The organism is Streptomyces sp. NPDC054975 (assembly GCF_053609105.1).
In genome coordinates, this window is sequence record NZ_JBSGWV010000022.1 from 1 (window position 1) to 12,631 (window position 12,631).

The following is a 12,631-nucleotide window of genomic DNA, read 5'->3' on the forward strand; positions in this document are numbered from 1 at the left end:
GCCCCAGGCAGCCGCCCGCCGGGCCCTCGGATCCCAGCGCACCAGGAAGCACACCACAACGATGCGTACACGCCACGCCTTTCCGGTCCGCACCGGACTCGGAGCCCTGTTCCTGTTCCTCGCCCAGCCGCTGGCCCTGGCCGTGCCGACGGCGGCCCACGCCCACGGCGACACCGTCAAGGTCGTGGTCACCGGGCAGCGGGAGGGCCACGTCACCACCGAGATCACCTGGGAGAACGACGGGGACCCCATCGACGAGGCGGTCGCCGGCACCGTGAACGCGACCAGTGTGGACGGCACCCGCGCGATGGGGCCCTGGCGGCTGGTCCGCGATGCGGGCAGCAGCACGCGCAAGGGCTGGAGCACGACGGAGGTCCTACCGGCCGGCACCTGGAAGGTGCACGTTCACGTCGGATTCCCCTCGCTCGGACATGGCGAGAGCGAGGTCGCCGTACCGGTCGTCGATCCGGTTCCGCCCACCGGACAGGTCACGCCCACCGCCCCTGCTACAACCGGCTCCTCGACCGCAGGCGTGCCATCGGTCAAGGCCCCAGCGCCCACCGGCCCGTCGGCGTCGCCTGCCCCGGCCGGCGACAGGAGCCACAGCACCTTCCCCTGGGCCATGACGGGCATGACTGTGGCCGTCCTCATGGGGGCTGCCGCCGGGGTGGTGCTCATCCGGCGCGCCCGAGCCCGCCGGCTGTAACAGGGCGACGGGGCGGTCGAACCGCATCGAGCCGTGTGAACTTCGCCCGCTGCCCTGGAGTGACGGCGCACTTCAGGGGCGGACAGCGTCTGACTGACTGGCCATCACTTATCGAATCAACGCCGAACCCGGGGGGCCGCAGCCGCAGCCCCCCGCATCTGCGCCGCAGCCCCGGACGACCGGGTTGCTGGGCAAGCAGGTTCCCCCACATTTCGGATCAAGGAGCATGATGCACAGGCGTCGCACGTCCCGCCGCAAGAAGGCGCTGATCGCCGCGGTCACCGCCGCACTCTCCGGCGGTCTGCTGTTCGGCTTCGGTGCCCTCGCCCAGGCCGATACGGTCACCGGCACGGTCATCGGCGGGCCGAACAACTACAAGGCCATCAACCACCGGGCCAAGCCGTCCCTCTCGGCCCAGGTAAAAGGCTCCTCGAAGGTCGGCGACGAGATCCAGATGTCCTGCCGGACCACCGGCGACACCGTGGAGAACAACCCGCGGTGGATCTACACCGGCTCGTATTACATCGCGGACGCCTTCATCAAGGAGAACACCACCGCCCTGCCGGTCTGCGGTTCGAGCCGACCCACCCCCGCGACCGCGAAGACGATCAACATCGACATGCAGAAGCAGGTCAGGACCCAGTGGTGCTGGGACGCCTCCGGCGTGACCATCGCCAAACACTGGGGCTACACCGTCAGCCAGGAGCGCTTCTGCCAGCTCGCCGCCCAGGGCACCTGGGTGAACTGCAACAACCAGCCCGCGACGCTGGAAGACATGGGCAACGGCCTGGCCAAGCTGGGACTGGGCAACAGCGGCCGCAGCCTGTACCGCAACGCCTCGTTCAACGAGTCCGCCGCTGAGATCGCCGCAGGCCGGCCGTTCGCCGTCCGGTTCGGCTGGCGCACCGGCGGCGGTCACATGAACGTCATCTACGGCTACGACAGCGCCACCAACATGATCGCCGTAGGCGACCCGTGGCAGACCACCCAGACCTACACCTGGTGGAACTACTCCACTTACGCGAACAACAACTCGTTCCAGTGGACCCACTCCCGCATCGGGATCCAGGGCTGAGGAGAAGACCGACCATGCAGACCATGCGACGCACCAAGCGCGCGGCCGTCCGGGCCGCCGTCCTCGCCACGACCACGCTCGCCGCCGTCTTGTGTGTAAACGTTTCCGCACACGGCGCAGAGGGCGGCGGCATCGCGGGTTACCAGTCCGCCCAGCACACCCTCCGCAGCGACCAGCTCCGGGACACCGTCTCCCGCTTCCTGGTCTCGGCGCGACAGCGCGGCACTGCGGCCGCCGCGGACGGCGGCACCGCCGGCGCACCCAAGAACGCACCCGCCGCGGACGCCGCGCCGCCCGGGTTCGAACTCAAGGACCCGGTGCCCATGTTCGAGATCAGCCCTGAGCTCGTGGCTGGCAAGACCCGGGCCACCCCGCAGACCGCGCTGCGGCTCTCCTACCTCGCCTCCCGGGTGACCGCCTCCGACGGCAAACACGCCGCCGTACTGCTCGCACCCAAGGGAAACGCGACCGCGAAGGGAAGCGGCCCGCGGAACGTCGGCGCCGAAGGCTGGGAACTGGCCGGCATCCGGGACGGGGATAAGGATGTCAGCCTTGCCGAACGCGGCACCCCGCAGGCCCGCACCTTCATCGAACCGCAGATCCACGCCTGGTACCGGCTCACCGCCAAAGGCATGATCGAGCCGCTCAACAAGGAGGCGACCAGCGGTCTCGGCGGAAAGCGCTCCATCACCCTCGCCGCCTACCAGAAGCTGGTCACCGCCCGTTACGGTGACAAACTGCCCGGCTCGCAGTACGACCGCAAGGGCATGGCCGGCGGGTACGGCGGCCTCGTGGATGACCAGCCGGCCCAGGCCGCCGCCGTGTCCGCGACGCCGGCAGTCGAGGCGTCCTGGGAGCCGATAGCCGGTACCGCGGCCGCGGCCCTGGCGGCGACCGGCGGTGCGGTGGTCTTCGCACGCCGCCGGAGGACTGCCGGCGTGCGCTGACCTGACCCGTGGAAGGCCGGGCCCCTCCCGTGCACAGCCTGACGACTTCCCTCGTCGGATACGCACGGGCGCGGGAGGAGGCCCGGCCGTACGGTCCGGACGGCAACCAGACCCGTTGAGTTGCGAAAGGGCCTGATGAGACACAGAACGATCGAGCGCTGTCCCCGACAGGTCGCACAGCACCACAGCCTCGGTACCCAGGGAGCACGATGATGACGATCAAGCCCACGAGAGGCCCCGTGACCGGCAAGGTGATGCCGGAGCTCTACGCTGCGCAGTCAGCACCAAGTCAGCACGGGAGAGCTGATCAGTGGTGCTGACATGCGGTTTCAGGTCAGCACCGAACCAGCACGGGAGTCAGCACCGGCCCACCAAAACACGTCGAACAGTGCCACTCGGACAGCCTTACGTCGCCCTTCGAAATGACACTCGAACCAGCGCCGGCGCCCCTCTCATGGTGGCCCCGCGCACACGCGGCCCGAGAACTATGGTGTCCCGCCACATACGCCTCTGACCTGCACGTTCCTACGGTGTGGCGACACGCAAACGTCCCCGTCGAACGCCAGGAAGTGGTGCCGATGTCCTCCCCCGCGACCGCTCCGCCAGCCCCGTCCAGCCTCAAGCGCATCGTCGCCGCGAGTCTCATCGGCACCACCATCGAGTGGTACGACTTCTTCCTCTACGGCTCGGCCGCCGCGCTGGTGTTCAACAAGCTCTTCTTTCCCGACTCCGACCCGCTCGTCGGTACGCTTCTGTCCTTCCTCACCTATGCCGTCGGGTTCGCCGCCCGGCCGCTCGGAGCGCTGGTGTTCGGGCACTACGGTGACCGGCTCGGGCGCAAGAAGCTGCTGGTGCTCAGTCTGCTCCTGATGGGGGGAGCCACCTTCGCGATCGGGCTGTTGCCCACGCACGCGACCGTCGGTTCCGCCGCTCCCCTGCTGCTCACCGCGCTGCGGCTCGTGCAGGGGTTCGCGCTCGGTGGTGAGTGGGGCGGGGCCGTGCTGCTCGTCTCCGAGCACGGGGACGCCAAGCGACGCGGGTTCTGGGCCTCGTGGCCGCAGACCGGGGCGCCCGCCGGGCAGTTGCTCGCGACCGGCGTACTCTCCGCGCTCACCGCCCTCCTGTCCGAGTCGGCGTTCCTGGCATGGGGCTGGCGCATACCGTTCCTGCTCTCCGGTGTGCTGGTGATCGTGGGCCTGTGGATCCGGCTCTCCGTCGACGAGTCGCCCGTCTTCAAGGCCGCGCTCGCCGCCGCCGAGGAGCGCAAGGCCGCCGCCTCCCAGGTCGAGAAGATGCCGCTGGTCGCCGTCCTCAGGCACCACTGGCGGGACGTGCTGATCGCGATGGGCGCCCGCATGGCGGAGAACATCTCGTACTACGTGATCACCGCGTTCATCCTTGTCTACGCGACGACCCAGGTGGGCCTCTCCAAGCAGACCGCGCTCAACGCCGTCCTCATCGCCTCCGCCGTCCACTTCGCCGTCATCCCCGCCTGGGGCGCGCTGTCGGACCGGATCGGCCGCAGGCCGGTCTATCTGATCGGCGCGGTCGGCGTCGGCGCCTGGATGTTCCCGTTCTTCATGCTCATCGACGCCGGTTCGTTCGGTGCGCTGCTGCTCGCCGTCACCGTCGGTCTCGTCCTCCACGGCGCGATGTACGCACCGCAGGCCGCGTTCTTCTCCGAGATGTTCGCGACCCGGATGCGCTACTCCGGAGCCTCCATCGGCGCCCAGTTCTCCTCGGTCGCCGCAGGCGCCCCGGCGCCGCTGATCGCGACCGCGCTGCTCAGCGACTACGGTTCCTCGACCCCGATCTCCCTGTACGTGATCGCCGCCGCCCTCCTCACGGTCGTCGCCATCGCCTGCGCCCGCGAGACCCGCAATCGCGATCTCTCCGAGGTCGCCGAGGACGCCGCCCCCGCCACCACCGCTGTTCGCGCCGACGCCTGAGCACGGTCGAACCAGTCAGGAAGGCGCCGGTCCCCCGCCAGGGAGGCCGGCGCCTTCCTCGCTGCTCAGCGGGTTACCGCCGCCGACATCGCGTGCAGGCGCAGGGCCAGTTGGATCTCCAGGGCGCGGGCCGGGGACTGCCAGTCCGGGCCGAGGAGGCGGCCGATGCGCTCGACGCGCTGGGCCACGGTGTTCACATGGACATGAAGGTCGTCCTTCGTGCGCGCCGGGCTCATCCCGCTCGCGAAGTACGCGTCCATCGTGCGCACCAGGTCCGTACCTCTTCGCCGGTCGTACGCGATGACCTGACCGATCGTGCGGTCGACGAACCCCTCGATGTCCCGCGTGTCGGCGAGCAGCAGCCCGAGGAAGCCCAGGTCCTCGGCCGCCGCGCCCTCGCCCGAGCGGCGCAGCAGGCGCAGGGCGTCCAGACAGCGGCGGGCCTCCTCGTACGCGGAGGCGACCTGACCGGAGGCGGCGAGCGGTGAGGAGACGGGCGACGAGGCGCCCACCGTGACGGGTTCGCGCAGGGCGCCGCCGAGGTGCTTCGCGGTCTGCCGGGCCAGTTCGGCGGCGTCCTCCCCGGGACCGAGCGGGAGCAGGAGGACCGTCCCGCCGTCGCGCGCGGAGGCCAGGCCCCGCCGGGTGGCGGCCAGGTGCGAGGCGGCCGACCAGAGGCGCTGCCGGTCCGCGCTCTCCCGTACGCCGGTGTCGGCCTCTCCCCCGGCTCCCGCGCGGTCGATCCGGGCAGCGAGCACCACGTGGGGTGCGTCGACGTCGGTACGGAGCCGGGCGGCGCGCTCCCGCAGCAGGCGGCGGTCGCGGTCGGGGGAGTCGAGGAGGTCGTCGAGCAGTTCGCCCCGTACACGCTGTTCGGCCTCCCCGGCCGAGCGGCGGGCGAGCAGCAGCAGGGAGGTCACCAGCGCGGCCCGCTCCAGGGTGCGCTGGTCGACGGGGTCGAGTTCGGGCTGGCCGTGCAGGACGAGGGCGCCGAAGGTCTCGCCGCCGGCCGCGACGGCCGCCACCCAGCGGTCGCCCTCGCGCAGGGCCCGGCCCTCGGCGAGCCGGGCGGAGGCGCGTCCGTCCGCGAAGTCCTCGATGAACTCGACCCGCCCGCCGAGGACTTCGGAGACGGCGTCGGCCACGTCGTGGACCCCGCCGCCGCGCAGCACCAGTTCGGTGAGCCGGTCGTGGACCTCGGAGGCCCGCTCCAGGACGCCGCTGTGTTCCCGGATGATGTCGTTGGCCCGCTCCAGCTCGGCCAGGGCCGAGCGGGTCTCGGCGAGGAGGTTGGCGGTGTCGATGGCCACGGCGGCGTGCGCGGCGAAGGAGCCGAGCAGCGCGACCTGCTCCCGGCCGAAGACCCGGGCGCGCCGGTCCGCGGCGAAGAGCACGCCGATGACCTGGCTGCCCAGGGTCAGCGGGACGCCGAGGATGGCGACGAGCCCCTCGTCGCCGACGGCCGAGTCGATGGTGCGGGTGTGCTGGAACCGGGCGTCGTCGAAGTAGTTCTCCGTGACGTACGGGCGGGCCGTCTGGGCGACGAGGCCACCGAGGCCCTCCCCCATGCCGAGCCTGAGCTGCTGGAAGTGCGCCGAGACCGAGCCTTCGGTGACCCGCATGTACGTGTCGCCGGCGGCCGGGTCGTTGAGGCTGAGGTAGGCGACCTCGGTGCCGAGCAGGGAGCGGGCGCGCTGGACGATGGCGCGGAGCACGGCGTCGAGGTCGCGCAGTCCCGCGAGGTCGTGGGCGGTCTCGAAGAGGGCGGAGAGCTCCGCCTCGCGGCGCCGCCTCCCCTCCAGCTCGGCCCGGACGCGCAGGGCGAGCTGCTTGGCCCGCTCCAGCTCGGCCAACGCCTCGGGGCCCGCGCCGCTCGCACGGGCGAGCAGCACGGGCCGGTCGTACGCCTCCGCCGCGGCGCCTCGGGCGAGGAGCTCCAGGTAGGAGACCGGTTCTTGGGACATGGACACAGGGATACCTGCCGTACGGGTGGGAGCACCACCCCTGTGGAAAACCCGTCAGTGCGCGGTCCAGCCGCCGTCGAGGGTCAGGGAGGCGCCGGTGATGAAGGAGGCCTGCGGAGTGCAGAGGTAGAGCACCGCCTCCGCGACGTCCTCGGGTTCGAGGAGGCGCTTGAGCGCCGAGTCCTTGAGGAGGACGTCGGTCACGACCCGCTCCGGGGGGATGCCGTGGGCCGCGGCCTGGTCGGCGATCTGCCGCTCGACCAGGGGCGTACGCACATAGCCGGGGTTGACGCAGTTGGAGGTGACGCCGTGCGGGGCGCCTTCGAGCGCGGCGGTCTTGGAGAGCCCTTCGAGACCGTGCTTGGCGGCCACATAGGCGGACTTGAAGGCCGAGGCCCGCAGTCCGTGGACGGAGGAGACGTTGACGATCCGGCCCCAGCCGTGGGTGTACATGTGCGGCAGAGCGCCCCTGATCAGCCGGAACGGCGCCTCCAACATCACGGTCAGGACCGTGTGGAAGACCTCCGGCGGGAACTCCTCGATCGGGCGGACGAGCTGCAGGCCGGCGTTGTTGACGAGGATGTCGGCGCCCGCCGCCGCCTGCTCGGCGGCGTCGAGGTCGGTCAGGTCCAGGGTCTGCGGCTCGACGACGCCCGGCAGTCCGTCCGCGGCCTCGGCGAGGGCCTCCAGCCCGTCGGCGGCCCGGTCGACCGCTCTGACCGTGGCCCCCGAAGCGGCGAGCCTGAGCGCGCAGGCCCGGCCGATGCCGCCGGCCGCGCCGGTGACGACCGCCGTGCGGCCGGCGAGGTCGAGCAGGACGGAGCCGGGGGCGGCGAGGGCCCCGGGGGCCTGTGCGACGCCGGGAGCCTGTGCGGCAACGGGAGCGTGGTCGGCACCGGGAGACTGGTCGGCAGCAGCGGGAGCCGGGACAGGTGGTGCCGGTACCTGCGCAGGTATGGGACCTGATGTGGTGGGGGCGCTCATGCTCCGCACTGTATGAAGCGCCCCGCCCTCAACCGATGTGTGCTGAAGCCATACTTCAGCTGCTCTGCATGGGGTCGAACCATGTGGGTTCGTCGAGGAGCGCCTGCTCGATCCGGAAGTGCGAGAACCGCTTCATCTGCGGCAGGTCGTCCACGTCGAACCAGCCGACCTCCGTCGACTCCTCGTCGTTGACCCGGGCCTCGCCGCCGACCGCGCGGCAGCGGAAGGTGACGTCCATGAACTGGCACGTGTCGCCGTTGGGGTAGACGACGGGCTTGCGCAGGGTCTGGACGATCACGACGCGCTCGGCCTCGCAGCGTACGGCGGTCTCCTCGTACACCTCGCGGACGGCGCAGGCGGCCGGCTGCTCGCCGGGTTCGACGATGCCTCCGACGATGGCCCAGAGGCCGTTGTCCGCGCGTCGGCCGAGCAGCACCCGGCCCTGGTCGTCGAAGACGACGGCGCTCACGCCCGGCAGAAAGAGCAGCTGGTGGCCGGCGCTGGCACGGATCTCGCGGATGAAGTCAGGTGTACCCATGCCTCGACCCTATGCCCCGGTGGATCAAGTCCCGGGGTGAAGCCCGGGGCCCCCGTTCTCAGGCCTCGCGGCTCCGGCGCGCGCGTACGGACCGCAGCACCGACCAGCCGAGGCCGGCGGCCGCCACCGCAACAAGGAGCGCCTCCGGCAGCGTGCCCATGCGCGTCGCGGGGGTCAGCGAGGAGCGCAGCGGCACCTTCTCGACCAGCACGTCCGGGGTGAACATCTCCGACTGCTCGACGATCCGGCCGTCCGGCGCGATGATCGCGCTGACGCCGCTCGTGACCGGTACGACGACGGAGCGGCTGTGCTCGACCGCCCGGACCCGCGACATCGCGAGCTGCTGGTACGTCATCTCGCTGCGCCCGAAGGTGGCGTTGTTGCTCGGGACCGAGATGAGCTGCGCGCCATGGGTGACGGTGTCGCGCACGGCCCAGTCGAAGGCGGCTTCGTAGCAGGTGGCGAGGCCGACCTTGGTACCGGCGAGGTCGAAGACGCCGATCTTGTCGCCGGGGCCGAAGTCGCGGCTGACACGGTCCACGTTGCTGTTGAAGACGCGGACGAAGGACCGCATCGGGATGTACTCGCCGAAGGGCTGGACGTGGCGCTTGTCGTAGGTGGTGACGGGGCCCTTCTCCGGGTCCCACTCGATGAGCGTGTTGCGCAGCTTGCCGGTGGGCGGGGCGACGACGGCGCCGATCACCGTCGGCGCGCCGATCTTCTTCACGGCCTGGTCGATGGCGTCCGCCGCGTCGGGATTGGCGTACGGGTCGATGTCGGAGGAGTTCTCCGGCCAGAGGACGAAGTCCGGCTGCGGCTCCTTCTTCCGCGCCACCGCCTCGGCCAGTTCCTCGGTGCGCGCGACGTGGTTGTCGAGGACCGCGCGCCGCTGCGCGTTGAAGTCGAGCCCGAGGCGCGGAACGTTTCCCTGCACGGCGGCGACGGTCGCCGTGCCGTCCTCGGCACCGTCGTCGACGAGCGGCAGGGCGGCGAGGGCGCCGGTGACCGGGACGAGGACGGTGAGGGCGGCGGCCGCGAGCGGGCCGCGCGGGACGGTGCCGGTGGCGCGGTAGGCGCGCACCTGGCGGATCACCTCGTACAGCCCGAAGCCGCAGAGGGCGACGGCGAAGCCGAGCACCGGGGTGCCGCCGACGGCCGCGAGCGGAAGGAAGACCCCGTCCGCCTGGCCGAAGGCGATCTTGCCCCAGGGGAAGCCGCCGAACGGGGCACGCGCGCGTGCCGCCTCGGCGAGGATCCACACCGCCGCGGCGAACACCGGCCAGCCGGGGAGCCGCGAGACGGCCGCGATGCCGAGGCCGGCGGCGGCGACGAACAGCGCCTCCACGGCCGACAGCGCGATCCACGGGAAGCGGCCGACCTCGGAGCCGGTCCAGATCAGCAGCGGCAGCAGGAAACCGAGACCGGCGAGGTAGCCGAGGCCGAAGCCCGCGCGCAGCCGACGGCCCCGCAGGGCCCAGCCGAGGAGCGCGAAGCCCGGCAGCGCGAGCCACCACAGGGGGCGGGGCGGGAAGCTCAGGAAGAGCAGGGCCCCGGCCAGAACGGCCGCGCCGGGCCGTACGAGCCGCCGAAGACCGGCCGGCCCGGGCTCGGGGGCGGCGTCGGGACCGGATGCGTCGACGGGAGTGATGGTGGTGCTCACGTTGCGGAGTCTACGGCGCCGACCTGCGACCTCTGAGCGGGGCGCCTGTGACCTCTGAGCGGGGCGGTGGGGCGGAGAGCGCGACTTGGGGGGTGGCGGGCGCGGGCGGCCCTCGGTCGTCCCCCGCGTGGACCGCCGCGCGCGCGCCGCCCCTCGTCACCCTTCCTTCACTTCTGCCGCAACGTTTCTGCGCATCTGCTCCCCAAATCCCTGGCCGCACCGTTACGGTGTCGGCCAGACGGAGCGGGGGTCGACGGGGATGGCTGCATCTGCGGCGCGGGGGGCCGCCGTGCGCGAGGGCGGGAGCCGGGGCGCGGACGTGGTCGGGGTGCTGGTCCTGGGCGCGTGTGTCCTGTGGTCGCTCATCAGCGCGGCCGGGCGGGAGGCGCGCCCCGAGGGGGTTCTGCTCGCCGTGCTGGCGCTCACCGCCGGGTACGCCTGCGGCCGGATCTCCGGCACGCTGCTCCCGGTGGCGGCCGCCGTCGTGGTGGCCCTCGTCGCGCTCGGCCTCGCGCTGGCCTCCGGACACGGCATCCCGGGAGCCACCCCGGTCGGCGCCGTACCGACCGGTCATACGGGAGCGGCGGCGGCGCTGCTCGTCCTCGCCTCCGGAGCGGCCTGCTGTGCCGCCTCGGCGGCCGGTTCGCGGCACGGCCGACTCCTGTTGCGCGCCCTCGCCCTGGCCGTCGCCGGTGCGGCGCTGGCGCTCGGCTCGGTGGTCGGATTCGTCGCCTCGACCGGGGTGCTGCTCTGCTCCCTGGCAGCGGTACGGATGCGGCGTCGGCTCCTCGGTCTGGCAGGGCTCGCCCTGGCGGCGGGGCTGGTGGTGGGGGCGTCGTGGGCCGTGGCGGAGGAGCGGCTTCCGGAGGGGCTCGCGGTCTCGCTGGAGGGCCAGCTGACCCGGCACCGGGTGCTGCTCTGGCAGGACGCGGTCGAACTCGCGAAGGAGAACCCGGTGCTCGGGGTCGGCCCGGACCGGTTCGGCGCGCTGAGCCCGACGGCTCGGGAGACCTTCGCCGCGGACGGCAAACCGCACTCGGCGGCGCTCCAGCAGGCCGCGGAGCAGGGGGTTCCAGGGGTGGTCCTGTTGGGTGCGGCCTACGGCTGGCTGCTGTGGGGGCTGCGGTCCTCGCCCCGCCCGACGGCGGTCGTGCTCACGGCGGGCGCGTCCCTGACGGCGCTGGCCGCCCTGGCCACGGTCGGCAACGCGCTGAGCTTCACCCCGGTGACCGCCTTCGCGGGCCTCCTCGCGGGCTTGGCGACGGCCGGCCTGGGCACCGGCCTGGAGACGACGGATGGATCGGTCGCGGGGATCGTCGGCGGCGCCGACCTGGCCAGGAGGAGCTGACGACCGGACGGCGACGGGCCATGGGGCCGGCCGCTCAGACCCCCGTCGACCCCGTGGGGGTGGTCGGGCGGAGGCGCTCGCGGATGACGCGTACGCCGGACTCGGCGTCGTCGACGGTGACCGTGAACGTGCGGCCGTCGTTCAGCCGCAGCAGGACCGCCTCGCCCCGGCGGACGATGACTCCCTTGCCCTTCTCGGGGCGCCAGCGGTAGCCCCAGCCGCCCCAGTCGTGCGGGGTGACCTTCGGGAGGTAGTCGGCGTCCGCGACCTGGGAGAGCAGGATCCGGCGGCGGGGCACTCCGATGTGGCCGCAGCGGATCTCCAGGGCCTGGTCGTCCACCTTCACCTCGACATGGACGAAGGCGAGCGTGCCGAACAGCACCAGCAGGCCCGCCGCCACGCAGCCGATCACGGCCATCAGCAGCGGCGCGACGCCGGACGTCCACGGCGAGTCGACCGCCAGGGTGATGCCGAGTGCCATGCAGCCGGCCCCGGCGACCGCCGCGACCCACTGCAGACGGTTGGTGGCGCGGCCGATCCACACCTCCGGAATCGGGGCGTCCGTGTCCAGGGGGCGGGGATGGCGGGGGTGACGATGGTGGTCACTCATGCGTAGCACCCTACTCACGTTCCGCTCATACGGCGCTTCTTCGAGGCGCACGCAACACGTCAGTGCGCGGCTGCCGCGGCCCTGAGCAGTTGGCCTTCGGCGTACCCGAGGGCGGCGGGGGGCAGCTCCCCGGGCCGACCGCTGAGCAGGACGGTGAGGCCGCCGGACGGGATCGCGGTGGGCGCGGGCACGGCACCGATACGGCGCAGTGCCTGAGCTACGACTGCCCCGGCGGAGCCGTGGAAAACCACCGGCGGAAGATCGGCGGACTGCACAGCCGCGCGGATCTGTTCGGTGACGAGTTCGTAGTGCGTGCAGCCGAGGACAAGGGCCCGTACGTCGCGCGGGGTGAGTTCGGCCGCGGCGGCCACGGCTCGCTCCACGGCGTCGGTGTCCGCGTGCTCCACCGCGTCGGCGAGCCCGGGGCAGGGCACCTCGGTGACCTCCGCGCCGTCGGCGAAGTCCCGGATCAGTCCGCGCTGGTACGGGCTGCCGGTGGTGGCCGGCGTCGCCCAGATGGCGACCTTGCCGCCGCCCGAGGCGGCCGGCTTGATCGCCGGGACGGTACCGATGACCGGGATACGGGGTTCCAGCGCGGCGCGCAGCGCGGGCAGGGCGTGCACGGTGGCGGTGTTGCAGCCGACGATCAAGGCGTCCGGCTCCAGCGCGGCGGCGGCCTGGGCGACGGCCAGGGCGCGCTCGGTGAGGTCCTCGAGGGTGCGTGCGCCCCAGGGCATTCCGTCGGGGTCACTGGAGAGGACCAGATCCGCGTCGGGCCGCAGTCGGCGAACCGCGGCTGCTGCCGGGAGCAGGCCGATTCCGGAGTCCATGAGCGCGATCTTCACCCGGT

At 72.4% G+C, this 12,631-nt stretch carries 10 protein-coding genes and 1 pseudogene; 5 read left to right on the top strand and 6 right to left on the bottom strand.

Going from position 1 to position 12,631, the window contains the following annotated elements; translation table 11 throughout:
• The 4 genes and pseudogenes from ACWF79_RS20290 to ACWF79_RS20305 all read left to right on the top strand — a co-directional run.
• Positions 1-706, top strand: a pseudogene (locus ACWF79_RS20290) (hypothetical protein); the annotation flags it as partial.
• A gap of 226 nt (positions 707-932) precedes the next feature.
• Positions 933-1,781 carry a papain-like cysteine protease family protein gene (locus tag ACWF79_RS20295; protein ID WP_453729492.1) on the top strand — a complete coding sequence of 283 codons (849 nt, stop codon included), beginning with the start codon at positions 933-935 and terminating at the stop codon, positions 1,779-1,781.
• Between the two features lie 14 nt (positions 1,782-1,795).
• Positions 1,796-2,728: a hypothetical protein gene (locus ACWF79_RS20300; protein ID WP_453729493.1), complete on the top strand. Its 933-nt coding sequence runs from the start codon at positions 1,796-1,798 to the stop codon at positions 2,726-2,728.
• A gap of 578 nt (positions 2,729-3,306) precedes the next feature.
• Positions 3,307-4,677, top strand: a complete 1,371-nt coding sequence (locus ACWF79_RS20305) for an MFS transporter (protein WP_453729494.1) — start codon at positions 3,307-3,309, stop codon at positions 4,675-4,677.
• A 65-nt stretch (positions 4,678-4,742) separates the two neighbouring features.
• On the opposite strand, the gene ACWF79_RS20310 is transcribed toward ACWF79_RS20305, so the two are convergent.
• The 4 genes from ACWF79_RS20310 to lnt are packed head-to-tail and all read right to left on the bottom strand — an operon-like array spanning position 4,743 to position 9,823.
• A complete protein-coding gene (locus tag ACWF79_RS20310) occupies positions 4,743-6,641 on the bottom strand; it encodes a helix-turn-helix domain-containing protein (protein ID WP_453729495.1) in 1,899 nt (632 codons plus the stop codon).
• A 54-nt stretch (positions 6,642-6,695) separates the two neighbouring features.
• Positions 6,696-7,625 (bottom strand): 3-hydroxybutyrate dehydrogenase, encoded by a 930-nt coding sequence (locus ACWF79_RS20315; protein ID WP_453729496.1) that lies wholly within the window; start codon positions 7,623-7,625, stop codon positions 6,696-6,698.
• A gap of 55 nt (positions 7,626-7,680) precedes the next feature.
• Complete coding sequence (locus ACWF79_RS20320; protein WP_453729497.1) at positions 7,681-8,163, bottom strand: NUDIX hydrolase; 483 nt, start codon at positions 8,161-8,163, stop codon at positions 7,681-7,683.
• Between the two features lie 58 nt (positions 8,164-8,221).
• Complete coding sequence (lnt, locus tag ACWF79_RS20325; protein WP_453729498.1) at positions 8,222-9,823, bottom strand: apolipoprotein N-acyltransferase; 1,602 nt, start codon at positions 9,821-9,823, stop codon at positions 8,222-8,224.
• Positions 9,824-10,082: 259 nt separating this feature from the next.
• On the opposite strand from lnt, the gene ACWF79_RS20330 reads away from it, so the two are divergent.
• Positions 10,083-11,171 (top strand): O-antigen ligase family protein, encoded by a 1,089-nt coding sequence (locus ACWF79_RS20330; protein WP_453729499.1) that lies wholly within the window; start codon positions 10,083-10,085, stop codon positions 11,169-11,171.
• A gap of 34 nt (positions 11,172-11,205) precedes the next feature.
• On the opposite strand, the gene ACWF79_RS20335 is transcribed toward ACWF79_RS20330, so the two are convergent.
• On the bottom strand, positions 11,206-11,781 hold the full coding sequence (locus ACWF79_RS20335; RefSeq protein WP_453729500.1) for a hypothetical protein: 576 nt from the start codon (positions 11,779-11,781) through the stop codon (positions 11,206-11,208).
• A gap of 59 nt (positions 11,782-11,840) precedes the next feature.
• Positions 11,841-12,626, bottom strand: a complete 786-nt coding sequence (locus tag ACWF79_RS20340; protein WP_453729501.1) for a glutamate racemase — start codon at positions 12,624-12,626, stop codon at positions 11,841-11,843.
• Positions 12,627-12,631: the final 5 nt, after the last annotated feature.

What these genes read in the sequence shown, in the direction of transcription:
- ACWF79_RS20295 (WP_453729492.1), top strand. Translation starts at nt 933, where the DNA reads ATGATGCACAGGCGTCGCACGTCCCGCCGCAAGAAGGCGCTGATCGCC.
- ACWF79_RS20300 (WP_453729493.1), top strand. Translation starts at nt 1,796, where the DNA reads ATGCAGACCATGCGACGCACCAAGCGCGCGGCCGTCCGGGCCGCCGTC.
- ACWF79_RS20305 (WP_453729494.1), top strand. Translation starts at nt 3,307, where the DNA reads ATGTCCTCCCCCGCGACCGCTCCGCCAGCCCCGTCCAGCCTCAAGCGC.
- ACWF79_RS20310 (WP_453729495.1), bottom strand. Translation starts at nt 6,641, where the DNA reads ATGTCCCAAGAACCGGTCTCCTACCTGGAGCTCCTCGCCCGAGGCGCC.
- ACWF79_RS20315 (WP_453729496.1), bottom strand. Translation starts at nt 7,625, where the DNA reads ATGAGCGCCCCCACCACATCAGGTCCCATACCTGCGCAGGTACCGGCA.
- ACWF79_RS20320 (WP_453729497.1), bottom strand. Translation starts at nt 8,163, where the DNA reads ATGGGTACACCTGACTTCATCCGCGAGATCCGTGCCAGCGCCGGCCAC.
- ACWF79_RS20330 (WP_453729499.1), top strand. Translation starts at nt 10,083, where the DNA reads ATGGCTGCATCTGCGGCGCGGGGGGCCGCCGTGCGCGAGGGCGGGAGC.
- ACWF79_RS20335 (WP_453729500.1), bottom strand. Translation starts at nt 11,781, where the DNA reads ATGAGTGACCACCATCGTCACCCCCGCCATCCCCGCCCCCTGGACACG.